The sequence below is a fragment of the Streptomyces sp. GL_148 genome, from assembly GCF_057834205.1.
In genome coordinates this window covers 1,915,423-1,938,862 of the sequence record NZ_CM174396.1, presented here as the reverse complement: position 1 = coordinate 1,938,862, position 23,440 = coordinate 1,915,423, and the positions used below count along the sequence as shown (strand labels likewise).

At 72.3% G+C, this 23,440-nt stretch carries 21 protein-coding genes; 11 read left to right on the top strand and 10 right to left on the bottom strand.

Going from position 1 to position 23,440, the window contains the following annotated elements; all coding sequences use genetic code 11:
- Position 1: 1 nt before the first annotated feature.
- From AC3IYI_RS08865 to AC3IYI_RS08840, 6 genes are all read right to left on the bottom strand, one after another.
- A complete protein-coding gene (locus AC3IYI_RS08865) occupies positions 2-757 on the bottom strand; it encodes an SDR family oxidoreductase (protein WP_489409654.1) in 756 nt (251 codons plus the stop codon).
- 10 nt (positions 758-767) lie between these two features.
- Positions 768-1,565: an SURF1 family cytochrome oxidase biogenesis protein gene (locus AC3IYI_RS08860; RefSeq protein WP_489409653.1), complete on the bottom strand. Its 798-nt coding sequence runs from the start codon at positions 1,563-1,565 to the stop codon at positions 768-770.
- A gap of 130 nt (positions 1,566-1,695) precedes the next feature.
- The gene (locus AC3IYI_RS08855) at positions 1,696-1,929 is read right to left on the bottom strand and encodes a hypothetical protein (RefSeq protein WP_112453882.1); all 234 of its coding nucleotides are present in this window, start codon (positions 1,927-1,929) and stop codon (positions 1,696-1,698) included.
- Between the two features lie 190 nt (positions 1,930-2,119).
- Entirely contained in the window at positions 2,120-3,109 is a 990-nt protein-coding gene (locus AC3IYI_RS08850) for a DEDDh family exonuclease (protein ID WP_489409652.1), read from the bottom strand.
- Between the two features lie 49 nt (positions 3,110-3,158).
- Positions 3,159-5,867: an MXAN_6230/SCO0854 family RING domain-containing protein gene (locus AC3IYI_RS08845; RefSeq protein ID WP_489409651.1), complete on the bottom strand. Its 2,709-nt coding sequence runs from the start codon at positions 5,865-5,867 to the stop codon at positions 3,159-3,161.
- Between the two features lie 140 nt (positions 5,868-6,007).
- Positions 6,008-6,634, bottom strand: a complete 627-nt coding sequence (locus AC3IYI_RS08840; RefSeq protein ID WP_489409650.1) for a TetR/AcrR family transcriptional regulator — start codon at positions 6,632-6,634, stop codon at positions 6,008-6,010.
- A 141-nt stretch (positions 6,635-6,775) separates the two neighbouring features.
- Here AC3IYI_RS08840 and AC3IYI_RS08835 point away from each other — a divergent pair, with 141 nt between their 5' ends.
- The 4 genes from AC3IYI_RS08835 to AC3IYI_RS08820 are packed head-to-tail and all read left to right on the top strand — an operon-like array spanning position 6,776 to position 10,976.
- Positions 6,776-7,573, top strand: coding sequence for an acetoacetate decarboxylase family protein (locus AC3IYI_RS08835; protein WP_489409649.1), 798 nt, complete (start codon positions 6,776-6,778; stop codon positions 7,571-7,573).
- Positions 7,573-8,457 carry an SDR family NAD(P)-dependent oxidoreductase gene (locus AC3IYI_RS08830; RefSeq protein WP_489409648.1) on the top strand — a complete coding sequence of 295 codons (885 nt, stop codon included), beginning with the start codon at positions 7,573-7,575 and terminating at the stop codon, positions 8,455-8,457. Before AC3IYI_RS08835 ends, AC3IYI_RS08830 begins: the two co-directional genes overlap by 1 nt.
- 12 nt (positions 8,458-8,469) lie before the next feature.
- Positions 8,470-9,756 (top strand): amidohydrolase family protein, encoded by a 1,287-nt coding sequence (locus tag AC3IYI_RS08825; protein ID WP_489409647.1) that lies wholly within the window; start codon positions 8,470-8,472, stop codon positions 9,754-9,756.
- Positions 9,753-10,976: an amidohydrolase family protein gene (locus AC3IYI_RS08820; RefSeq protein ID WP_489409646.1), complete on the top strand. Its 1,224-nt coding sequence runs from the start codon at positions 9,753-9,755 to the stop codon at positions 10,974-10,976. The genes AC3IYI_RS08825 and AC3IYI_RS08820 overlap by 4 nt, the downstream gene beginning before the upstream one ends.
- Positions 10,977-11,066: 90 nt before the next feature.
- Here AC3IYI_RS08820 and AC3IYI_RS08815 read toward each other — a convergent pair whose 3' ends face one another.
- On the bottom strand, positions 11,067-14,153 hold the full coding sequence (locus tag AC3IYI_RS08815) for an NACHT domain-containing protein (protein WP_489409645.1): 3,087 nt from the start codon (positions 14,151-14,153) through the stop codon (positions 11,067-11,069).
- 127 nt (positions 14,154-14,280) lie between these two features.
- Between AC3IYI_RS08815 and AC3IYI_RS08810 the strand changes: the two genes are divergently transcribed.
- The 3 genes from AC3IYI_RS08810 to AC3IYI_RS08800 are packed head-to-tail and all read left to right on the top strand — an operon-like array spanning position 14,281 to position 17,000.
- A complete protein-coding gene (locus AC3IYI_RS08810) occupies positions 14,281-15,195 on the top strand; it encodes a sterol desaturase family protein (RefSeq protein ID WP_489409644.1) in 915 nt (304 codons plus the stop codon).
- Positions 15,192-15,938, top strand: coding sequence for a lysoplasmalogenase (locus AC3IYI_RS08805; protein WP_489409643.1), 747 nt, complete (start codon positions 15,192-15,194; stop codon positions 15,936-15,938). Before AC3IYI_RS08810 ends, AC3IYI_RS08805 begins: the two co-directional genes overlap by 4 nt.
- An 18-nt stretch (positions 15,939-15,956) precedes the next feature.
- A complete protein-coding gene (locus AC3IYI_RS08800) occupies positions 15,957-17,000 on the top strand; it encodes a zinc-dependent alcohol dehydrogenase family protein (RefSeq protein WP_489409642.1) in 1,044 nt (347 codons plus the stop codon).
- Positions 17,001-17,081: 81 nt separating this feature from the next.
- On the opposite strand, the gene AC3IYI_RS08795 is transcribed toward AC3IYI_RS08800, so the two are convergent.
- Complete coding sequence (locus AC3IYI_RS08795; RefSeq protein WP_489409641.1) at positions 17,082-18,626, bottom strand: S8 family serine peptidase; 1,545 nt, start codon at positions 18,624-18,626, stop codon at positions 17,082-17,084.
- Between the two features lie 255 nt (positions 18,627-18,881).
- Here AC3IYI_RS08795 and AC3IYI_RS08790 point away from each other — a divergent pair, with 255 nt between their 5' ends.
- From AC3IYI_RS08790 to moaA, 3 genes are all read left to right on the top strand, one after another.
- Positions 18,882-19,253, top strand: a complete 372-nt coding sequence (locus tag AC3IYI_RS08790; RefSeq protein ID WP_489409640.1) for a DUF485 domain-containing protein — start codon at positions 18,882-18,884, stop codon at positions 19,251-19,253.
- Positions 19,250-20,905 carry a solute symporter family protein gene (locus AC3IYI_RS08785; protein ID WP_489409639.1) on the top strand — a complete coding sequence of 552 codons (1,656 nt, stop codon included), beginning with the start codon at positions 19,250-19,252 and terminating at the stop codon, positions 20,903-20,905. The genes AC3IYI_RS08790 and AC3IYI_RS08785 overlap by 4 nt, the downstream gene beginning before the upstream one ends.
- Positions 20,906-21,116: 211 nt before the next feature.
- Complete coding sequence (gene moaA, locus AC3IYI_RS08780; protein WP_489409638.1) at positions 21,117-22,106, top strand: GTP 3',8-cyclase MoaA; 990 nt, start codon at positions 21,117-21,119, stop codon at positions 22,104-22,106.
- Positions 22,107-22,155: 49 nt separating this feature from the next.
- Here the strand turns inward: moaA and AC3IYI_RS08775 are convergent, their stop codons facing one another.
- Positions 22,156-22,410, bottom strand: coding sequence for a hypothetical protein (locus AC3IYI_RS08775; RefSeq protein WP_489411479.1), 255 nt, complete (start codon positions 22,408-22,410; stop codon positions 22,156-22,158).
- A gap of 157 nt (positions 22,411-22,567) precedes the next feature.
- The gene (locus tag AC3IYI_RS08770) at positions 22,568-22,846 is read right to left on the bottom strand and encodes a DUF3099 domain-containing protein (RefSeq protein WP_489409637.1); all 279 of its coding nucleotides are present in this window, start codon (positions 22,844-22,846) and stop codon (positions 22,568-22,570) included.
- Positions 22,847-23,078: 232 nt separating this feature from the next.
- Here AC3IYI_RS08770 and AC3IYI_RS08765 point away from each other — a divergent pair, with 232 nt between their 5' ends.
- Positions 23,079-23,357 (top strand): GlsB/YeaQ/YmgE family stress response membrane protein, encoded by a 279-nt coding sequence (locus AC3IYI_RS08765; protein ID WP_489409636.1) that lies wholly within the window; start codon positions 23,079-23,081, stop codon positions 23,355-23,357.
- The last annotated feature ends 83 nt before the right edge of the window (positions 23,358-23,440 follow it).

Here is a 23,440-nt window from a genome sequence, read left to right as displayed (position 1 = left end):
GTCAGAAGCCGTGCCGGGAGCCGCCGTCCACCGGGAGCATGACGCCGGTCAGGTAGGAAGCTGCCGGGGAGAGCAGGAACGCCGCCGAGCGGCCGAACTCCTCCGGGGTGCCGTACCGCCGCAGCGGGATCCCCGCCTCGTTGCGGGTGCGGGCGAGGTCCGCGTCCCCGGACAGGGCGTCGAGCTCGCGGACCCGGTCGGTGTCGATGCGGGCGGGCAGCAGGCCGACCACCCGGATGCCGCGCGGGCCGAGCTCCACGGAGAGGGACTTCGCGAAGCCGGCCAGCCCGGGGCGCAGGCCGTTGGAAATGGTGAGGCCCGGGATCGGCTCGTGCACGGAGCCCGACAGGACGAAGCCGATGACCCCGCCGTCGGAGAGCTCGGCGGCCGCCGCCCGCGCGAGGCGGACCGCGCCCAGGAAGACCGACTCGAAGGCCGCCGTCCACTGCTCGTCGGAGTTGTCCGCCGCCGAACCGGGCGCGGGGCCGCCGACGCTGATGAGGATGCCGTCGAGGCGGCCGAAGTGCTCGCGGGCCGCGGCGACGAGCCGGGAGGCGGCCGCGGGGTCGGAGTTGTCGGCGGCCACACCGACCGCGTTCGGGCCCAGCGCCTTGGCCGCGGCCTCGGCGCGCCCCGCGTCCCGGCCGGTCAGCACCACCTTGGCGCCGTCGGCGGTCAGTTCGCGGGCGGAAGCGTAGCCGAGGCCCCTGGTGGCGCCGGTGACGACGTAGACACGGTCCTTCAGTCCAAGATCCATGCCCGACACGCTACGCGGTCGCCACCGGCTCCCGCTCGGAGGCGGCGGCCGAGGCGGCGGCGGCCGCCTCGCGGTCGCGCTTCTCGCGCCGTACGAGCACGGTCCAGCCCACCGGCACCGCGAAGGTGAACAGCCACCACTGCACGGCGTACGCCATGTGCGGCCCGATCGAGTCGTGGTCGGGCTCGGCGATCACCTCGGGCTTGCCGTCGGCCGGGACCGGCGCGGTGAGTTCCAGGTAGCCGCCGAGGACGGGCTTGCCCACGTACTGCGCCTGCCGGGCGCTGTTGATCAGCATCACCTGGCGGTCCGGCAGGCCCTTGCGGTCCTTGATGCCGCTGCCGCCGCTGGTCTCGTCGGCCTTCAGCCGCCCGGTGACCGTGACCTCGCCGGTGGGCGCGGCCGGCACCGGCGGGTAGGCGCGCGGGTCGTCGCCGCCCGCGACCCAGCCGCGGTTGACGAGTACGACCCGGCCGTCGGCCAGGACCAGCGGGGTGAGGACGTGGAAGCCGACCTTGTCGTCGTTGTCGGTGCGCATGCGCACGACGACCTCGTGCGCGGAGTCGTACGTCCCGGTGGCGGTCACGGCCCGCCAGTAGTCGGCGCGCGGGACCACATGGCCGGGGGAGGTGACCTCGGTCATGGGGACCGGCTTCGCCCGCAGGTTCGCGTCGATCAGCTCGTTCTGCGCGATCCGGTGCTCGTGACGATGGAACTGCCAGAACCCCAGCTTGATCATCGCGGGGATCAGGGCGAGGCCGATGAGGGTGAGGCACACCCACTGCCGGGTCAGCACAAAGCGGTACACGCCCACGACGGTACCCCCAGCGGCGAGGACCCCGGCGGCCGGGTGGCCGTCCGGGGTCGTGGCGCAGGAGAGGGGAGAGGAGAGGAGAGGGAAGGGGAAGGGGAAAGGGGCCGTGGGGACGGGACGGGAGTCAGACGCGGTCGGTGATGCCCACCTTCCCCTCCGCGCGGGCGCAGTGCCCTCCGCAGAACCACTGTCCCTCGACCTCGACGCCCTGCCCGATGATCTGGACCCGGCAGTGCTCGCAGATGGGCGCCATGCGGTGAATGGCGCAGGAGAAGCAGTCGAAGACGTGCACAGCACCCTGTGCGTGTACTTCGAAGGACATGCCGTAATCGTTCCCGCAGACTTCGCAACGTGCCATGCGCGGCATGCTGCGCAGGGCGGACCGCCGGAACAAGATCCACCGGGGTGAGTCGCCGAGCCTGCACCCGGCCGGCCCAACGGCCGGCCCAACGGCCGGCCCAACGGCCGGCCCAACGGCCGGCCCAACGGCCGGCCCAACGGCCGGCCCAACGGCCGGCCCAACGGCCGGCCCCCGGACCTCCCCGCGGTCAGTCCTGCGCCGGAGCCACGTCCCGCAGCAGCTGGGTGAAGGCCGCCTCGTCGACGACGGGGGTTCCGAAGGACTTCGCCTTCACCGTCTTGGAGGTCGAGGAGTCCGGGTCGTTCGTCACGAGCAGGCTCGTGAGCCGGGACAGGCTCGTCGCGATGTGCAGGCCCGCCTCCACAGCGCGGTCCTCCAGCAGCTCCCGGTCCACCGAGGTGTCGCCGGAGAACGCGATCCGCATGCCCTGCTTGAGCGGGGTGCCGTCCGCCCACCGGCCCGGGTTCGGGTACGGGCACGGCGGCCGCTTGCGCGAGGCCCGCCAGCTCGACCCGGCATTCCCGCCGCCCGCCCCATACGAGGCCTGGTACCCGACGCGCGGGGCGGCGGGGGTGTCCGACCACTCCGTCAGCGGCCGGCATTCCAGCAGGGGCAGCCGTACGTTGTCCCGCGCGGCCGCGTGCAGGGACGGACGGAACGCCTCCGCGAGGACCCGGGCGTCGTCGAGCGCGTGGTGGGCGCGCTGCTGGACCACGCCGAAGTGCGCGGCGAGCGACTCCAGCTTGTGGTTGGGCAGCGGGAGGTTCAGTTCCTTCGACAGGGCGATGGTGCACAGCCGCTGACGCACAGGGGCGGTGGCCTCGGCCCGCGCGTACTCACGGGCGATCATCTGCCAGTCGAAGATCGCGTTGTGCGCGACCAGCACCCGGTCGGCGAGCCGGCCCGCGAACTCCTCGGCGATGTCCTTGAAGAGCGGCGCGTCCTGAAGCATGTCGCTGGTCAGACCGTGGATCCACACGGGCCCGGGGTCCCGGAGCGGGTTGACCAGCGTGTACCAGTGGTCCTCGACGTTGCCCTGAGCGTCGAGCCGGTAGACGGCGGCGGAGATTATCCGGTCGTCGCGAGCGAGCCCGGTGGTCTCCACGTCGACGACCGCGTACCCCTGTGGGTACGCGGTCGGCCACATCGTCTCTGCGGTCGTACGGTCGGCGAGCATGGTCACAGAGGATATCGGCCCGCGCCGACACTCGAAGCCCTACGGCCCTTCAGCCCAGCTCCGTCACGAGGTCCCCGGCCGTCACCCGGGCGAAGGACCCGGGTACTTCGGCGGGCCCGGGGAAGAGCAGGCAGGCCGTTCCCGAACCGCCTTCCAGGGCCACGCCCGCACGGGTCAGCGCCAGGAACGCGCGCTTCCCCGCGGCCAGTTCGGTGGCCTGCGCCTCCGCGTCCGCGCGGGTCCGGCGCTCCTCGGGCGGCTCCAGGGCGGCGATCCGCGCGGCGAAGGAGGCCGGTTCCTCGCCGGCCGCGGCCCGGTACAGCCACACCTCGTCGGAGACCGAACTCTCGTCGGCCCGCCGGATCACCGCCACCTCCCGGGTGCGGGCCGCCGCCCGCCACACGGTGAGGTCCCACAGGGTGGTGCGCGCACCGGAGGTGAAGTGCGCCCACACGTCCGAGGCCACGGCCGCGACCCGGTCGCCGCGCGGGGTGACGCTCTCGAAGGGGTCCGAGGGCGGCAGGCGAAGGTCCGCCCACAGCGCCCGCCGTGCGGCCAGGTCCACGACCATCGCCGCCCGGGCCCGCGTCGCGGGGCCGCTCAGGTCGAAGCGCCGCCCGGTCGTGCGCGGGCCACCCGGGGGCAGGCGCGGGCCGTCCGCCGGCCGGGCCGTGAACCCGGTGAAGGCCCGTGCCAGCTCCTCGAACGGCACCCCGCTGTAGCCGGACACCAGTGGCACCGCGTACGCGTCCCCGTGCCCGGCGAGCCTCGCCAGGTCCAGGTCGACGTACTCCGTGTCCCCCTCACCTGCCGGTACCGGTGCCGGTGCCCAGCCGTGGCCGCCCGAGTGCACGGCGCCGGCCGCGGACTTCCCGTACACCGGGCGGTCGCGGTCGCACAGGCCGGTGAACTTCCAGTCGGCGTTGAAGAAGGCCACTGCCAGGTCCAGGTGCGCCACCTGGTTCCGGGCCCCGGTCCAGTGGAGGAACAGCCGCAGCGCCTCGCCCGCGGGCAGCGCCAGGAAGCTACCCCGGGGCACCGCGGCCGCGGACCCGGCGCGGGCCTGCTCCCCGGAGGGCGCGGGCAGTTCCGCGAGCCCGGAGTCCAGGACGGCCAGCTCGTACGGTTCCCCCTCGGCGAGGGCGAACCGGCGCAGCACCTCCGCCTCCAGCAGGGCCGTTGCCGCCGCGACGAGCGGGCCCGGAAGCGGCGGGCGGTCCTCCGGCACGGACCGGATGTGGCCGTCCGCGCCCTTGGGGAAGAACACGCGCCGCGAGCCCGTCAGGTCCGAGGTGCGCCCGCGCAGGGCCCCGAGGGCGGCCAGCAGCGGGCCCGCGCCGACGGCGGGCAGTCCGCGGGCCAGCTCCCGGGCCAGCTCCGGGACCAGGCGGTCGCCGGTGTGCAGGCGCAGCAGGTGGTCGAGGCGCAGGACGAGCTCCCCGGGGCGCTCCCCGGCCACCGTCGAGGCGGCCCCGGGGTCTGCCTCGGCCAGGGCCTGCTCCAGTCGCCCGGTCCAGGTCACGGGCCGGACCCGGTTCCCCTCCACGCGTACGGCGTCCGGATGCGCGGCGGCGCTCTCCCGCAGGGCCGCGCCCAGGGCGCCGGACAGGACGGTGCCCCGCAGCGCGGCGAAGGCCAGGGCTGCCCGGGGATGGCGGGCGTACCCCTCGAAGGGGTGCAGGGTCTCGGCGGCCCGCTTCCAGGCCGTCGGATGCCGCAGCAGATCCTCGACGAGGCCGGGGGCGGGCAGCGCGTCGAGTACGCCGAGCAGTGCGCGGCGCAGCGGCCGGGCGGGGGAGCGGAACCGGGACGGCCCGGGCGCGAGCAGCCCCGGATCCCCGCCGGACAGCGCGGTGAGGAGCCGCAGCACGTCGGTGGCGCTGGTCAATAGCCCGGGGAGCAGCGGCCGTACGGCGTCCCACGGGGCGGGGCCGGTCAGCAGACGGGCCAGGACCAGCGCGAGGGTCTGCGGTACGGGGATCCGCGCGGGCAGCCAGTCGGGCCCGGCCGGGGCCAGCCGAAGCAGCAGCGACAGGTCGGCGTGGTCCTCGGGGGACAGCGGGGCCGGCCGGGCGAGCATCGGGGTCAGCACCCGGGCGGCGTCGGCCGCGGGGTCGGTGCCGAGCCGCAGCAGCCGGAGCGGGCCGGGCGGGATCCCGCTCTCGTCGCTGTCGGGCGCGCGGTGCTCCGTAACAGGGCGGTCCTCGCCGGAAGGACGGACCTCCGCGGAAGCGGAAACGGAAGCGGAAGCGGAAACGGAGAGGAAGGGCCCGGCCGGGTCGAGGGGGCGCAGGCAGACGGGGCAGCCGGTGTGGTCGGCGCCCTCCCAGCAGGCGCCGCAGACGAGGTGGGCGCACGGGGAGAGGGGACGCACCGGACGGGTCTCGGCGCAGAGCGCGCACGGCCGGGCCGGGTCCCGGCGCAGCAGGGCCAGGACGCGGTCGGTGTACCAGCGCTCGGTGTCGCGCGGGATGGAGAAGGGGAAGCGGCGGAAGGCCGGTCGGCGCCCCCGGTCGGCGCTCGCGAGCCCGTCGGCCAGGTCCAGCAGGTGTGAGCGCTCCTCGGCGAGGTCGGTCGGTGCGAGGACGGCCAGGGCGGCGTACAACTCCCGGCTCAGGGCGTGGCCGCGTTCCAGGAGTTCGCCCTCCAGCGGGCGGACCCCCTCGGTGCCGGGCGAAGCGGCGGCCGACGGGCGGTCGACGTAGACGGTCTGGAGCCGGCGCAGCATGAGCTCTTCGACGGATCGGGTGACGGGCACGGTCCTGATTTCCCTCCGCGAACGAAAAACGGGGGCGGAGAGAGGGCGCGCGGACTTTCCGTGAAAGGGAGAGGATGCACGCCGGGGAGCCGCCCCCGTGGAGCAGATCCCATCACGGGCGGCCGCGCGGCGGCAAGCCGCTACCCGGCCGATGGCGCCAGCAGGGCCTTCACCAGGGCCCTCAGGGACAGTTGGAACAGCCGTTCCGGATCCACCGGTCGTGCCAGCGCACGGGCCAGTGCCGGGTCGTGCGGGGCGTCGGCCGGGTCCCAGAGCTCGCTCTCGGCGGGGGACTGGGCGGGGGAGCGTTCGCGATTGCGCTCGACCAGCACGAAGCCGATGATCTGGAACTGGATCGCGCGCACCGCGTCCGCGGCCCGGGTCCCGCGTAGACCTGCCGCGTGCACCTCGTGGACCAGGGCCTGCTGGGCGGGCAGGAACATCCGGTCGGTGAGGCCGCGCTCGTGGACCATCGCGATCAGGTGCGGCCGCTCGCGCAGCTCCCGGCGCAGTATCCGGGCGACCGAGAGGATGCGGTCGCCGGGGTTGCGGCCGGCCGGCCGGATGGCGCCCACTTCCTCCACGGTCCGCTCCACGAGGGCGTCGAGCAGTGATTCGCGGTTGCCGACGTGCCAGTAGATGGAGGTCACCGCGGTGCCCAGCTCGGCGGCGAGCTTGCGCATGGTGAGGGCGGCCGGGCCGTGCTGCTTGACCAGGGACGCGGCGGCGTCCAGTACCTCCGCGCGGGTCAGCGTGGTTCTGGCCATCGTGTCCGTCCCAACTTTCTGTCGATCCGTCAGATCGGTTACGTGCAAGGGTCTTTACCCTTCATCGGTGGCGGTGTAACTGTGTTACAGAACCGACTGCCTCAGAACCGACTGCGTCCTAGACGAAGGATGGTGCGATAGATGGCACGCGTACGGTACGGAGCGCGCACCGAGGCCGAGATCGCCGCTTCGCGCGAGAAGAGTTCCAAGCTCCCCGACATCTGGTCCACCGGTGTGGTGGCCGTCTGGGAGACCGACCCGGACGTGGTGGCGGCGGTCCTCCCGCCGCCACTGAAGCCCACGGAGCGGCCCCTGGTGCGGGCCAACATCAGCAAGGTGGACCTGCCCGGCTACCCGCTCGGCGCCGGGTCGGTGGCCGTCGCCGCCCAGCACGACGGGGTCGAGGGCTGGTACCCGCTGGTCATGCCGATGAGCATGGAGCGCGCCCTGATCGGAGGCCGCGAGGTCTTCGGCGAGCCGAAGAAGCTCGGCGAGATCACCGTCGAGCGCGACGGCCTGGTCGTCCGGGCCTCCCTCGCCCGGCACGGGATCGCCTTCGTGGAGGTGCGCGGGGCGGTGGACCGCGAGCTGCCGCTGCCCGAGCCCACCGTGAAGACCGACTTCTACTTCAAGTTCCTCCCCGCGGTGGACGGTTCGGGCTTCGACGCCGATCCGGTGCTGGTGCACTGCACCCGCAACGAGAAGGTCCGCAAGCTGGAGCACCTCACCGGCGACGTGGTGCTCCGCGAGTCGATGTTCGACCCGGTGGCCGACCTGCCCGTACGCCGCCTCGTCGAGCTCACCATCGGCGAGAAGACCACCGACCAGCGTGGCCGGGTCGTCGAGCGGGTCAGCGCGCAGGCCCTGCTCCCGTACATCCACCAGCGCTACGACGACCCGATGCAGATCCTCGACGGACCGCCCGAGGGGAGCGTCTGATGCGACTCGAACCGGGACAGGTGGCCGTGGTCACCGGAGCCGCCAGCGGCATCGGCCTCGCCATGGCCCGCCGCTTCGCCGCCGAGGGGCTGAAGGTGGTCCTCGCCGACGTGGAGGAGGGCGCCCTGCGCAAGGCCGCCGACGAACTCGCCGCCGACGGCGCCGAGGTGCTCGCCAAGATCGTCGACGTCAGCGACCGCGACTCCGTGGTCTCGCTGGCCGAAGCGGCGTACGAGACCTTCGGCGCCGTGCACGTGCTCTGCAACAACGCGGGCGTCGGCTCCGGCGCCGAGGGCCGGATGTGGGAGCACGAGCCCAACGACTGGAAGTGGGCCTTCTCCGTCAACGTCTGGGGCGTCTTCCACGGCATCCAGGCCTTCGTCCCCCGCATGATCGCGGCCGGCGGCCCCGGGCACATCGTCAACACCTCCTCCGGAGACGGCGGCATCGCCCCGCTGCCCACGGCCTCCGTCTACGCGGTCACCAAGGCGGCCGTGGTCACCATGACCGAGTCGCTCTACGCCCACCTCAAGGCGGAGGGCGCGGCCATCGGCGCCTCCGTGCTCTTCCCCGGACCGCACATGCTGCGCACCGGCCTGTGGGAGTCGCACCGCAACCGGCCCGACCGGTACGCCAAGGAGCGCCCGCGCAAGTCCCCGTACCGCAGCCTCGACCAGTACGAGGCCGCCATGAAGCAGGCCGGCCACGAGGTGAACTTCACCCCGGTCGAGGACGTCGCGGACCACGTCGTGGACGGCATCCGCGCCGACCGCTTCTGGATGCTGCCCGACAGCGAGCACAGCGACCGGCAGATCCGCGCCCGGTCGCAGTCGATGCTCGACCGCGCCAACCCCGCTTACCTGGAAAGCTTCATCCTCGACTGAGGAGCCTCAATCGTGAGTGCGTACGAAGACCCGTACCTGATCATCTCCTCCGACTGCCACGCGGGGCTGCCCACCGAGCAGTACCGCCCCTATCTTGACAGTGCCTTCCACCCGCAGTTCGATGAGTTCCTCGGCGAGCGCGACGCCCGCCGCGCCGAGGCCACCAAGCTGGGCGTGCGCAACGAGGCCTTCGCCGAGAAGTGGTTCCACGACCACGAGGAAGGCCTCAAGGGCGGCTGGGACGTCACGCAGCGGCTGAAGGAACTCGACGGCGACGGCGTGGCCGCCGAAGTCGTCTTCCCCGACGCCGACGCCGTGGACAGCCAGACCGCCGCCCCCTTCGGGGTGGGCCTCGGCCTCTCCGGCGACCAGGACCCCGAGCTCGGCATGGCCGGCGCCCAGGCGCACAACCGCTGGCTCGCCGAGTTCGTCTCGGAGCACCCCGAACGGCACTGCGGGGTCGCCCTGCTGCCCATCACCGGCGATCCGGACAAGGTCGTCGCCGAGATATACCGCGCCAAGGCATCCGGGCTCGGCGCCCTGATGATCCCGGCCATGTGGGTGGACAAGGCCCCGTACCACGACCGCCGTTACGACCCGGTGTGGGCGGCGGCGGCCGAGACGCAGATGCCGATCGTCACCCACTCGGGGTCTTCGCCGCGCCACGAGTACGGGGACCACCTGGGCATCTTCGTCTCCGAGGTCACCTGGTGGCCGGCCCGCCCGCTGTGGTTCCTGCTCTGGTCCGGGGTCTTCGAGCGGCACCCGGGGCTCAAGTTCGGCGTCGCCGAATCGGGCTGCTGGTGGCTGCCGAACCAGCTCTGGTTCATGGACCGGCTCTACCTCGGCGCACACGGCGGCAAGAAGCTCTCGCCGTTCGAGGAGCTGAAGCGGCCGCCGAGCGAGTACCTGGACCGGCAGGTGTTCATCTGCGCCACCAACACCAAGCGGCGCGAGCTGGCCCAGCGCTACGAGATCGGCGTGGACAACATCCTGTGGGGCTCGGACTTCCCGCACCCCGAGGGGACCTGGCCGAACACCCGGAACTGGCTGAAGAACACCTTCCACGACATCCCCGTCGAGGAGACCCGCCGGATGCTGGGCCTGGCCGCGGCGGAGGTCTTCGGCTTCGACACCGGGAAGCTGGCGCCGATCGCCCGCCGCATCGGCCCCACCCCGGCCGAGCTCGGACAGAGCCGGGACCAGGAGGCCGTCGAAGCCTCCTGGTCGCGCTCGCGCGACGTGGGCCGGCACTGGCTGACCGACAACGACTTCCCGGTGCTGGGGGTGAACCCGTGAGCTCCGAGGACCGTTACACGGTCATCTCCGCCGACTGTCACGCGGGCGCCGACCTGCTGGACTACAAGCCGTACCTGGAGAAGCGGTACCACGAGGAGTTCGACGCCTGGGCCGCCGGCTACGTGAACCCGTACGAGGACCTCCTCGCGGACACGGCCGACCGGAACTGGAACTCCCAGCGCCGGCTGGCGGAGCTGGAGGCCGACGGGATCGTCGCGGAGGTGCTCTTCCCGAACACCATCCCGCCGTTCTTCCCCAAGGCCTCGCTGATGGCACAGCCCCCGACGGCGGCCGAGTACGAGATGCGCTGGGCCGGGCTCCAGGCCCACAACCGGTGGCTGGCGGACTTCTGCGCGGACGCGCCGGGCCGTCGGGCGGGCGTGGTCCAGATCCTCCTGAACGACGTGGACGCGGCAGTCGCGGAGATCCGCCGCACCCGCAACGCGGGCCTGACCGGCGGCATCCTGCTGCCCGGCGTCCCGCCCGGCTCCACCGTTCCCGAGCTCTACTCGCAGGTCTACGACCCGATCTGGGCCGTCTGCGACGAGCTGGACGTGCCGGTCAACCACCACGGCGGCTCCGCCTCGCCGCCGCTGGGCGACGAGCCGGCGGCGCGGGCCGTCTTCATGGTGGAGACCACCTGGTTCTCCCACCGGGCCCTGTGGCACCTCATCTTCGGCGGGGCCTTCCGCCGCAACCCCGGGCTGAAACTGGTCCTCACGGAGCAGGGCTCCGGCTGGATCCCGGGCGTGATCGAGATGCTGGACTACTACCACGGCCGCCTGGTCGCGGCCTCGGCCACCGCCGAGGCCAAGTTCGGGGCGGGGCTGGCGGAGTCCATGGGCAAGGGGCCGGGCGAGGTCTGGCGGGACAACTGCTTCGTGGGAGCGAGCTTCATGCGCCCCCACGAGGTCCCGCTGCGGGACCGGATCGGCCTCGACAAGATCATGTGGGGCAGCGACTACCCGCACGACGAGGGCACGACCCCCTACTCCCGCGAGGGACTGCGCATCGCCTACGCGGGCCTGCCCCGCGAGGAGGTCGCCGCCATGGTCGGCGGCAACGCCGCCCGGGTGTACGGCTTCGACCTCGCCCTCCTCGACGCGGTGGCCGCCAAGCACGGCCCCCTCGTCTCGGAGGTCGCGCAGCCCCTGACGGAGGTCCCGGCGGGAGCCACCAGCCCGGCCTTCGCCCGCGGGGGCTCGGTCCGGGTCTGGTGACGCGGAGCGCGCAGACGCCCCGTAGCCGCGCGGCCGCCTGACCCGGCGGCCGGCGGCTCCGGGCGGCCGCGCCGGTCCCGCTCGAGCGGCTCAGTCCCTGCGGACGAGCCGCTCCGGCGGGATCAGCTCCGCCCCGGTGACGTGCGTGCCCTGGCGCAGCTCGATCACCAGGTCCTCCAGAGGGGCCAGCGGCGACAGGTCCACGGTCCCGAGGCATTCGCTCAGCACCAGCCGGCGCAGCGCCGGGAGATCGCGCAGCGCCTCCAGGCCGCCCTCCAGTGCGCACCGGATCAGCACGAGCCGGCCGAGGCGCTCGTACGGCAGGAGCGCCCCGGCCGATACGGGCGCGGCGTGCCGGATCTGCAGGGCGGTCAGCCCCCTGAGGGGCAGCGAGCGCACCAGCTGCCGGTACTGGCCGCTCCCGGCGACCGTCAGCTTCTCCACCCGCGGCCAGCGCTCGATCCCGTCGAGCGTCATCCGGCGGGCGCCCTGCCACAAGTGCAGTGCGGTCAGCGAGTCCGCGGCGGGGACGTCCCCGATCCGCCGCTGCTCCGGCTCGAACCCGATGACCAGCGAGCGCAGGCCGGCCGCGCCCGCCAGCGGGGCGAGCGAGAGGTCGTCCCGCAGGTAGCCGAAGGCGAGGCTGTCCGCCCGGAGTTCGCGGACCACCTCGATGCCGGTGACCTTCGGACAGTCCAGCACGCCCAGGTGCCGCAGCTCCGTCCGCCCGGCCAGCGGGGACAGGTCGGCCAGCCGCGCGTTGCGGTGCAGGATCAGTGACTCCAGGTCCCGCCGCCCGGAGATCTCCCGCGGCACCGGCCCGTCCCAGGTGACGTGCAGCCGGTGGATGTGCGGGAGCCGGTCCAGGGCCCGCAGCTGTCCGGCGGTGCGCACGTGCAGGTGGGCCGCGCGCATGGGGGCGTCCGCGAGCACCGTGTCCACGTAGGCGTCCACGGGGAACCGCCCCCAGGCGTCGGACAGTTCGCGGCCCACCTCGTAGCGGTCGTCGGTCCGGAAGCCCGCGATCACCTGGAGGGCGCGGTCGCCGCCGACCAGCGCCGCGGTACGGATGGTCGCGGCGGCCTCGTCCTCGGTGAGCCCGGCCGGCTCCGGCAGCAGCTCCAGGACCAGCTCGCCGGCCTTGGCCAGCTCCCCGGCCTGGCTCGGGGAGCGCGGCGGCAGCAGCCGGGCCGTACGGGCCTCCACCTCGCGCCAGACCTCCGGGTCCAGCTCCGGCGCGTGCTCCAGGCAGGCGGCCGCGAGCAGCACCAGGCGGCTGCGGTCGGCTTCGACCTGGTCGGCGCGGTGCAGCAACTGCCGTAGCAGCGAGGCGCGTTCGTCGGGGCGGGCGTGGCCCACGGCCATCCGGACCACGTTGTCCCAGGTGTCCTCGTGGGCGTTGCGGACCAAAACGCCGAAGTCCCGTGCCTCCACGGCCGCCTTGGCGCCGAGGTAGTCCTGGAAGGTGCGGTGGACGAACAGCACCGAGCCCGGTACCGGCTCCCGGAGCAGCCCGCTGCGGATCAGCAGGTGCCGGAACACCGTCTGCGCGCTGCCCTGCGCCTTGACCTGTGGCATGGCGTCGAGCGATTCGGCGATCATCCTGACCGCTTCCTCGGCGGAGGCCTCCACCTGCCCGTTGCGGATCAGCCAGTACGCGAGCCGCTGGAGCAGCAGGGTCTGCTCGTCCCGGCTGAGGTAGACGCCCTCGACCCCGGAGATGTCCCGCTCGCTGTCGCGGCGGATCAGCAGCATGTCCAGCGCCGCGTCGTAGAGCTCCTTGCGGGCCCGGGGCAGGTGCATCCGGCGGTCCCGGTTCAGGGCGCAGAGCAGGGCGCACATCAGGGGGTTCGTCGCGAGCCGGCCCAGGTCCCGGCGGGTGGCGACGGCCTGCAGGAGCGCCTTCTCGTACCGGTCGAGCAGCTCGCGCTCCCGCTCCCGGCCGACGCCCTCGCCGTCGGCCTCCGCGCGGGCGGAGTCGTGCCAGTGCGTGATGAAGGCGCCGACGTCGTCGCGTTCCATCGGCAGCAGGGCGAGGGAGGAGAAGCCCTGGGCGGTGAGCCAGTCCTCCGGTACGGCCGAGGGGCGGGTGGTGACCACGAAACGCGCCGCCGGGTACGCGGTGAGCAGCTCCCGGAGCCAGGACTCGGTCCGGCTGCGCAGGCGCGGCGGCACTTCGTCGACCCCGTCGACCAGCACCAGCGCCCGCCCGGCGGCGAGGAGCTGCTCGACCCAGCCCTCCGGGGCCGTCAGCGGGACCCCGGTCGCGGTCAGCCAGTCCCCGGGCCGCGGGAGCCCGGCGGGGGAGTTGAAGGAGCGCAGCGGCAGGACGAAGGGGACCAGGGTGTTCCAGTCGCGCAGCTGGGGGCCGAAGCTGCTGCGGGCGGCGTTCAGGGCCAGCCACTGGACGAGGGTGCTCTTGCCCGAGCCGGCCGGGCCGCGCAGCAGGACCCGCTCCGCGGCGTTCAGGGCCACCTCGGCCTTGACCGGGGTCTGCGGGCCGGGCTCCTCCAGGAGCTGCGCGCCGCTGACGGCGAGGCTGATGTAGGCGAGGTCCAGGGGCCAGTCCTGGCGGTCCTGGCTGAAGGTCAGCCCGAACAGCTGGACCCGCGCCTGGGCCCGGGCCACGTGGTGCGCGTACTCCTCCTCGAACCGCGCCGCCCGGTCGGCCGCGCCCCCGCTTCCGCCGGCCGCGCCCTCGCCGGCTGCGCTCCCGCTTCCCGCGCTTCCGCTTCCCGCGCTTCCGCTCCCGCCCGCCTGGTCCTGCGTCCCGTTCCCGCCCGCCGCGCGGCACAGGGCGAACAGCTCCCGGTAGGCGGCCGCCGCGGCACGGCTCAGGGAGGCGTTCGCCGGGGGATCGTCCGCGAGCTCCGGGCCGGGGTCCGCCGCGAAGAGGGCCCGGGCCTCCCTGGGGGCCAGCGCGGCGAACACCTCGCCGACGGCGGTCACCGCCGCCAGCCGGTCGGGCTCGGTGAGTTCCGCGAGTCCCGCGGGCTCGGCGAGCGCCGCGGCCAGCCGGCCCGCCAGCTCGTGCGCGAGGCGTCGTACCGCGGGATCGCCCGGCTTCGCCGGCCTGAGCCGGCGCGCCGGCCCCGGCCGGGACCTCGCCAGGGCCAGCGCCACCGCCTCGGCGGTCCTTAAGACCGCCGTCCCGAAACCCGCCCCTGAGTCCGTCATCCCCATGCCCTCCCCTTGCCCGGACACCCTCACCCGGAAGCATCCCGTGAACCGTCGGTAACACCGATGGATACCGATCGGTAACAACCTCTAGCCGAGCCCCCGAACCCGCCTCTATGGTGCGGACATGTCGAACCTGCCCGATGTCGTGCTGTGGTCCATACCCGCCTTCGTCCTGCTCACCGTCGTAGAGCTCGTGAGCTACCGCATCCACCCCGACGAGGACGCCGCCGGGTACGAGACCAAGGACGCCGTCACCAGCCTCGGCATGGGGATCGGCAGCCTCGGCTTCGACTTCCTCTGGAAGATCCCGATCCTCGCGATCTACACCGCGGTCTACGAGCTCACCCCGCTCCGCGTCCCCGTCCTGTGGTGGACGATCCCGCTGATGCTGCTCGCCCAGGACTTCCTCTACTACTGGCAGCACCGCGGCCACCACGTCATCCGGATCCTGTGGGCCTGCCACGTCGTCCACCACAGCAGCCGCAAGTTCAACCTCACCACCGCCCTGCGCCAGCCCTGGACCAGCGCCACCTCCTGGCCGTTCTACCTCCCGATGATCGCGCTGGGCGTGCACCCGGCCGCCATCGCCTTCTGCTACTCGGTCAACCTCGTCTACCAGTTCTGGATCCACACCGAGCGCATCGACAAGCTGCCCCGGCCGGTCGAGTACGTCTTCAACTCGCCCTCCCACCACCGCGTCCACCACGCCTCCCAAGGCGGCTACCTGGACCGGAACTTCGGCGGCATCCTGATCGTCTGGGACCGGATGTTCGGCTCCTGGGTCGGTGAGACCGACAAGCCCGTGTTCGGCCTCACCAAGAACATCGAGACCTACAACCCGCTGCGCGTCGCCACCCACGAGTACGCCTCCATCGCCCGGGACGTACGCGGGGCCACCACCTGGCGCGAGCGCGCCGGACGCGTGTTCCGCGGCCCCGGCTGGCAGCCCGCGCAGGCATCGCAGGCCGCACAGGCCGCACAGCCCGCGCAGGCCGCCCCGGCCGAGACGCCGTCGCCCGCCCCGGAGCACGCCGCGTGAGCGCCACCGGATCCACCGAGCGCGCGTGGTCCCGTACGCCGGCCTGGGCGCGCCCCGCCGTCCCCCCGGGCTCCGGCCCCGCCACCAGGGCGCTGCTCGTCGCCTTCGCCGCTGCCACCGCCCTGGACCTCGGGTCGCTGCTGGCGGGCTGGCACACCGGGCACCTCATCGCCAAGCCGCTGCTGATGCCACTGCTCGTCGCCTACGTCGTCACCCTGCGCGCCCCCCGGCTGCTGATCGCGGCCCTGCTGTTCGGCTGGGGCGGCGACCTGGCCCTACTCTTCGACGCCGATGTCGCCTTCCTGATCGGCATGGGCTCCTTCGCCGCCGGGCACGTCTGTTACCTCACGCTTTTCACCAGGCACAGCCTGTTCGGCCGCCGCCGCACGGGCCCCGCGCTCGGGGCCGCGTACGCCGCCGCGCTGCTGTCCACCGTCACGCTGCTCTGGAGCGACCTGCCCGCGGAACTGCGGATCCCGGTCGCCGGGTACAGCCTGCTGCTCACCGCCATGGCCTACCGCTCCAGCGCCCTGGGGTGGCGGGCCGGGCTCGGCGGGGCGCTGTTCCTGCTCTCCGACACGCTCATCGCCACCGGGGTCGCCGAGTGGCCCCAGCTGCCCCGCGCGGACTTCTGGGTCATGGCCACCTACGTGGCGGCCCAGTACCTGCTGGCCACGGGAGCACTCGCGTCGCAGCGGGCGTACGGTAGGGAGGCTGCCCCACAGGGCTCCACCACTTCCTAACCGGAGGACTGCACCACCATGCGCGCCACCGTCATCCACGCCCCGCACGACATCCGCGTGGAGGAGGTGCCCGACGCTGCGATCCAGCGCCCCGAGGACGCCGTCGTCCGCGTCCTGCGTGCCTGCATCTGCGGCAGCGACCTCTGGGCCTACCGCGGCGAGGCCAAGCGCCAGCCGGGCCAGCGGATCGGCCACGAGTTCCTCGGCGTCGTCGAGGAGACCGGCTCCGCCGTCTCGGACCTGCGCGCCGGAGACCTCGTCGTCGCCCCCTTCATGTGGTCCGACGGCACCTGCGCCTACTGCTCCGAGGGCCTCTACACCTCCTGCGAGCACGGCGGCTTCTGGGGCTCGGTCGGCCACGACGGCGGCCAGGGCGAGGCCGTCCGGGTCCCGCACGCCGACGGCACGCTGGTGAAGCTGCCCGCCGACGCGGTCTCCGACGACCACCTGCTGACCGCGCTGCTCGCGCTGTCCGACGTCATGGGGACCGGCCACCACGCCGCGCTCGGCGCGGGGGTCCGCAAGGGCTCCACGGTCGCCGTCGTCGGCGACGGCGCGGTCGGCCTGTGCGGGGTCCTCGCGGCCAAGCGCCTGGGCGCCGACCGGATCATCGCACTGGGCCGGCACGCCGTCCGTACGGACATCGCCAAGCTCTTCGGGGCCACCGACGTGGTCGCCGAGCGCGGCGAGGCCGCAGAGGCGGCCGTGCGCGAGCTCACCGGCGGCCAGGGCGCCCACTCGGTCATCGAGGCGGTCGGCACCGAACAGTCCATGCGCACCGCCGTCAACATCGCCCGCGACGGCGGGGCCATCGGCTACGTCGGCGTCCCGCACGGCAGCGGCACCGGCCTCGACCTCGGGGTCATGTTCGACCGCAACCTCACCCTGCGCGGCGGGGTCGCGCCGGTCCGCGCGTACATCCCCGAGCTGCTCGCGGACGTGCTCAGCGGTGCGATCGACCCGTCGCCGGTCTTCGACCGGGCCGTCACCCTGGACGAGGTCCCGGCCGGCTACCGGGCGATGGACGACCGCAGCGCGCTGAAGGTCATGATCAAGCCCTGACCGCAGGGCCGCAGCACCGTAGGAACGCAAGGAAGGGCCGGGCGGGATGTTCCCCGCCCGGCCCTTCCCCGTATCAGCCGGTTACTTGACGGCCTTCAGCGCGTCGACCACGCCGTAGCCGTAGTAGCCCGTCTGGCCCCAGCCGCTCTCGCAGGTGGTGGCGTCGATCAGGGTGCCCGCAGCATTGAAGATCTGCGACGGGCAGGCCGTCTTGGTGGCCTGGCCCTTGAGCATCGCCTGGATCATCGCGGGCGAGGCGTACGGGTGGGCGCTCTTGAGGAGCGCCGCGACACCGGCGACGTGCGGGGCGGCCATCGAGGTGCCCTGCTTGTAGCCGTAGCCGCCGCCCGGGACCGTCGACAGCACGCGGCCGTTGGCGTCCGGGGTGGCCGGGATCTGCCACTTGTCGCCGCCGGGGGCGGCGACGTCCACGACTCCGAGGCCGTAGCTGGAGTAGTACGAGCGCAGGCCCTGGTCACCGGTCGCCGACACGGTGACCACGCCCGGGAGCTGGGTGGGCAGGTCGAAGCAGACGCTCGGGTCGATGGTGCGCGGCACCGGGGTGGTGTCGTTCGGGCTGGTGTCGTCGAGGATCGAGTCGCCGGCCAGGTCGTGGTTGGAGTTGCCGGCCGAGGCCACGTGCAGCGTGCCCTTGCGCTCGGCGTACTTGGTGGCCCGGCCGATGGCCTCCACCAGCGCCTTCTGGTCGTCGTCCGCCTTGCAGTTGTAGAGCCAGGGGTCGACGTAGTAGCTGTTGTTGGTCACCTCGATCCCCTTCTCGGCGGCGAACATGAAGCCGCAGACGACCGCCTCGGTGTAGAAGAGGCTGGTGCCGGGCTCGCTCACCTTGATGCCGGCGACCTTGACGCCCGGCGCGACACCGCTGATGCCGAGGCCGTTGCGCGGGGCCGCGATGGTGCCGGCCACGTGCGTGCCGTGGTCGCTGCCGTCCGCGTACGGACGCCAGGCGCCCTCGCTGGTGTCCGCGACGCCGCCGACACAGTTGGCCGACTGCTCCTTGGAGAAGTTCGGCGCGATGTCGGGGTGAGTGTCGTCGACACCCGTGTCGATGACGCCCACAGTGACGTCCTGGCTGCCATCGTTGATCTTGTGAGCCTGATCGGCCTTGATCGTCCGCAGGTCCCACTGGTTGGACTCCAGCGGTTCCTGACCCTCCTGGGCCGCCGCTGCGGCCTTGGCGGCGTCCGCCGCGCTCAGCTGCTGCGTCGCGCCCTCGTCGGTGGTCTGCACCGGCGAGAGGGGGGCCGTACGGGTGGCGCCGACCGAGTCGAACAGGGCGCGGTTGGCGCGCAGCTGCTTGGCGAAGTCCGGGTTCTGCGAGTGTGCGACGACGACCCCGATCTGCTCATAGGCCGTCACCACCGTTCCACCGGCCCGCTCGATGGCCTTCTTCGCCGCCGTCACCGTGGCATAGGTCTTCAGGTTCGCCACGTACGACAGCTTCGGGCCGGTCATCTCGGCCGTAGAGGTCGTAGCCGCGTCCGCCGTGCCGCTCAGCGGTGCGGCTGAGGCCGCGACCGAGGGCAGGAAGGCGAGCGAGGCGGTGAGCGCCAGGCCGACCGGTATGGCGAGGGCACGCCGGCGGCCGGATCCCAGATGAGCCATGGGTTCTCCAGATCATCTTTGAAAAGCCGTCCGGGCGCGGTCGCGACGGACGGGTTCATGACAGGCGAACTTAGCGTTTCTGTTCCCCTCTACGCCATTAGTTCGAGGAATCAGTTCCCAAAGAAACAAACAGGTGTTGAACCACCCCGACGCGCCGGACGTGCCGTTGACAGGGGGATCGGCACCACCGTCCCCCACACGGAGGTTGTTTTGTCCGTCACCCCCACCGCACCCGCGTCACAAGGAGAGTCCCCCGTGACCACCGAAGCAGCGCCGCCCCCGGGCAGCGCGGGAACGCCGCCGGCCCCGGCGCCCCCCGGGCCCCAAGAGTTCGTACGCGTCCAGCAGAGCGAGGAATTCGCCGAACTGCGCCGCGCCCACCGCTCCTTCGCCTTCCCGCTCACCGTGGCGTTCATCGCCTGGTACCTGCTCTACGTCTTGCTCTCCAACTACGCGGGCGGCTTCATGGGGACGAAGCTCTTCGGCAACATCAACGTGGCCCTCGTCCTGGGCCTCGGCCAGTTCGCGACGACCTTCCTCATCGCCTGGCTGTACTCGCGCCACGCGGCGGCCCAGCTCGACCCCAAGGCCTCGGCCATCAAGGCAAGGATGGAGGCGGGCGAATGAGCGCCCCGCTCTACGTCGCGGTCGCCGGGGCGGCCACGGCGGGTACGACCACCGCCGCCGGCGCCTCCGAGCACCGCCCGCTGATCATCACCCTGTTCGGGCTGTTCGTCGTCGCCACCCTGGCCATCACGGTCTGGGCCGGGCGCCAGACCAAGGACGCCGCCGACTTCTACGCGGGCGGCCGCCAGTTCACCGGATTCCAGAACGGCCTGGCCATCTCCGGCGACTACATGTCCGCCGCGTCCTTCCTCGGCATCGCCGGAGCCATCGCGCTCTTCGGCTACGACGGCTTCCTCTACTCGATCGGCTTCCTCGTCGCCTGGCTGGTGGCCCTGCTCCTGGTCGCCGAGCCGCTGCGCAACTCCGGCCGCTACACGATGGGCGACGTGCTCGCGTACCGGATGCGCCAGCGCCCCGTACGGACCGCCGCCGGCACCTCCACCATCGTGGTCTCGATCTTCTACCTGCTCGCCCAGATGGCCGGCGCCGGCGTGCTCGTCTCGCTGCTCCTCGGCATCACCAGCGACTTCGGCAAGGTCGTGATCGTCTCGCTGGTCGGCATCCTGATGATCCTCTACGTCACCATCGGCGGGATGAAGGGCACCACCTGGGTGCAGATGATCAAGGCCGTGCTGCTGATCGCGGGCACGCTGCTGATCACCTTCCTGGTGCTGCTCAAGTTCAACTTCAACATCTCGGACCTGCTGGGCCAGGCCGCCGACAACAGCGGCCAGGGGGTGAAGTTCCTGGAGCCGGGCCTGAAGTACGGCAAGGACTCGCTCTCGAAGCTGGACTTCCTCTCGCTGGGCCTCGCCCTGGTGCTGGGCACCGCCGGCCTGCCGCACATCCTGATCCGCTTCTACACGGTCCCCACGGCCAAGGCCGCCCGTAAGTCGGTCAACTGGGCCATCGGCATCATCGGCGCCTTCTACCTGATGACGATCGTCCTCGGCTTCGGCGCCGCGGCCCTGCTCAAGCGGGCCGACATCATCGCCTCCAACAAGGCCGGCACCACCGCGGCCCCGCTGCTCGCCCAGGAGATCGGCGGCGGCTCGGGCTCCACCGGCGGCGCCGTCCTGCTCGCCGTGATCTCGGCGGTGGCCTTCGCCACGATCCTCGCGGTCGTCGCGGGCCTGACCCTGGCCTCCTCCTCGTCCTTCGCCCACGACATCTACGTGAACGTGATCCGCAAGGGCAAGGCCACCGAGAAGGAAGAGGTACGGGCGGCCCGCTGGTCCACCGTGGTCATCGGAGCCGTGGCCATCGGTCTCGGCGCCCTGGCCCGCGACCTCAACGTGGCCGGTCTCGTCGCCCTCGCCTTCGCGGTCGCCGCCTCCGCCAACCTGCCGACGATCCTCTACAGCCTCTTCTGGAAGCGCTTCACCACCCAGGGCGCCCTGTGGTCCATCTACGGCGGCCTGGTCTCCTCGGTCGTCCTGGTGCTCTTCTCCCCGGTGGTCTCGGGCAAGCCCACCTCGATGTTCAAGGGCGCCGACTTCTACTGGTTCCCCCTGGAGAACCCCGGCATCATCTCCATCCCCCTCGGCTTCCTGCTGGGGTGGCTGGGAACCGTCCTCTCCAAGGAGAAGGCAGACCCGCAGAAGTTCGCCGAGCTCGAAGTCCGGTCGCTCACCGGCACCGGCGCGCACTGAGACCCTGCACCTCAGCGCCAGTACACCTGAAGCGAGCGTCCGAACACCCAGCGTGGCCGTGTCGTATTTCCCTACGACACGGCCACGCCTCGTCTCGTTCATTCGGGCACCCCTACAAATCACGGGTGTCGCGTAGGCTCGTTGATAGCGCTCGTAGTCTCATCCATCACGGCGCAAACCTCTACAAACCGGACAGGGGAGGGGGCTTACAGTGCTTCTCGACACCTACGGCCGCGTAGCCACTGACCTGCGCGTCTCACTCACCGACCGGTGCAATCTGCGCTGTACGTACTGCATGCCCGAGGAGGGTCTGCAGTGGCTCGGCAAATCGGATCTGCTCAGTGACGACGAGATCGTCCGGCTGATCCGCATCGCGGTCACCCAGCTCGGGATCAAGGAAGTCCGCTTCACGGGCGGCGAGCCGCTGCTGCGCCCCGGCCTCGTCGGGATCGTCGAGCAGTGCGCGGCCCTGGAGCCCCGCCCCAAGATGTCGCTGACCACCAACGGCATCGGCCTCAAGCGCACCGCGCAGGCCCTCAAGGCCGCCGGCCTGGACCGGGTGAACGTTTCCCTGGACACGCTGCGGCCCGAGGTCTTCAAGACCCTGACCCGGCGCGACCGCCACAAGGACGTCATCGAGGGCATGGCCGCCGCCCGCGACGCCGGCCTCACCCCCGTCAAGGTCAACGCGGTCCTGATGCCCGGACTCAACGACGACGAGGCCCCCGACCTGCTGGCCTGGGCCGTGGAGAACGAGTACGAGCTCCGCTTCATCGAGCAGATGCCGCTCGACGCCCAGCACGGCTGGAAGCGCGACGGCATGATCACCGCCGGTGACATCCTGGAATCCCTGCGCACCCGCTTCACGCTCACCGAGGAAGGGTCCGAGGAGCGCGGCTCCGCCCCGGCCGAGCGCTGGGTCGTCGACGGCGGCTCGGCCACCGTCGGCGTCATCGCCTCGGTCACCCGCCCGTTCTGCGGCGCCTGCGACCGTACGCGCCTCACGGCCGACGGCCAGATCCGTACCTGCCTCTTCGCCACCGAGGAGTCCGACCTGCGCGCCGCCCTGCGCTCGGGCGCCCCGGACGAGGAGATCGCCCGCCTGTGGAAGGTGGCGATGTGGGGCAAGAAGGCCGGGTCCGGCCTCGACGACCCGACCTTCCTGCAGCCCGACCGCCCGATGTCGGCGATCGGCGGCTGACCTCCGCGCGTCGGCGACGGTACGGAGCGACCCCGAGGGCTCGCAGTGGCTACGGCCGCTGCGAGCCCTCGGGCGCTTCCCACTCGTCGAGCTTCACGACGTCCTTGAGGAAACCGCGGACCCCCAGGAACTGGGACAGGTGCTCGCGGTGCTCCTCGCACGCCAGCCAGGTCTTGCGGCGCTCGGGGGTGTGCAGCTTCGGGTTGTTCCACGCCAGGACCCAGGCGGCCGCCGCGCGGCAGCCCTTGGCGGAGCAGGTGGGTGCGTCGGCGGACGGTGCGTCGTCACCGGAAGCGTCGTTCAGAGGTGCGTCTAGGGGAGTCACGGCTCAACCCTAAGACGGAATGGCGACGCCGAGCAGCCACGGGGGGAGCTGCCCGGCGTCGGTCCGTCGCTCCGACGGGGGATGCGGAGCGCGTAGGCAGTATGTCACGCAGGACCCGGTGCGGTGCACTGGAACTTCATGATTGATCTGAGGTTTTCTTGAGGTTTCCCTCACCCAGGGCGGGGGGCACGGGCGCCGGCATGAAGTGGGACGGCAGGGACGGCGTCGATTCGCGTCCCGCGTTGGCGATGACCACCGCGATGTACGGCAGCAGCGCCCCCGCGGCGAGCGTCACGATGGCCACGGGCCGCTGCACGTTCCACAGGACGACCGTCGCGACGACCGACAGGGTTCTGATCAGCATCGAGATCACGTACCGGCGCTGGCGTCCCCGTACGTCCTCGGCGAGGCTCATGCGCGCTCCCGTGATCCGGAAGACCTCGGACCCGTTCCGCTTCGTCCGCTCCACAACCCACCACCCGATCGACCGCCGGACACTCCCCGGCCCGGACGTCTCCACGGTACGCCGCCCGCCCGGAGCCGGGCAGAGGGGGTGTCCCCCGAATGGCTCCGCCCGAAATGCGCGGTAGGCCGGACGGGTCGAGACTGGGCCCACATGCGCACAACGCGCCAGGAGGAGGCTCGACATGGGTTGGTTGTGGGCGATCATCGTCGGCTTTGTACTGGGACTGATAGCCCGGGCGATCCTGCCGGGCAAGCAGCACCAGCCCCTTTGGCTGACCACGGTCTTCGGCATCATCGGCGCCGTCCTCGGCAACGCCGTGGCCTCGTGGATCGGTGTCGAGGAAACGCGCGGCATCGACTGGATCCGGCACTTGCTGCAGCTTGCCGGAGCCGTCGTGGTCGTCGGTCTCGGTGACCTGGTCTACAGCTCCTTCCGCGGCGGCAAGAAGCAGATGACCTGAGGGCTCCGGCCCGCCCCACGGCGGAGCACGACGCAGGGGCCGGCCCGGACAGTGCGTCCGGACCGGCCCCTGCGTCGTGCTCC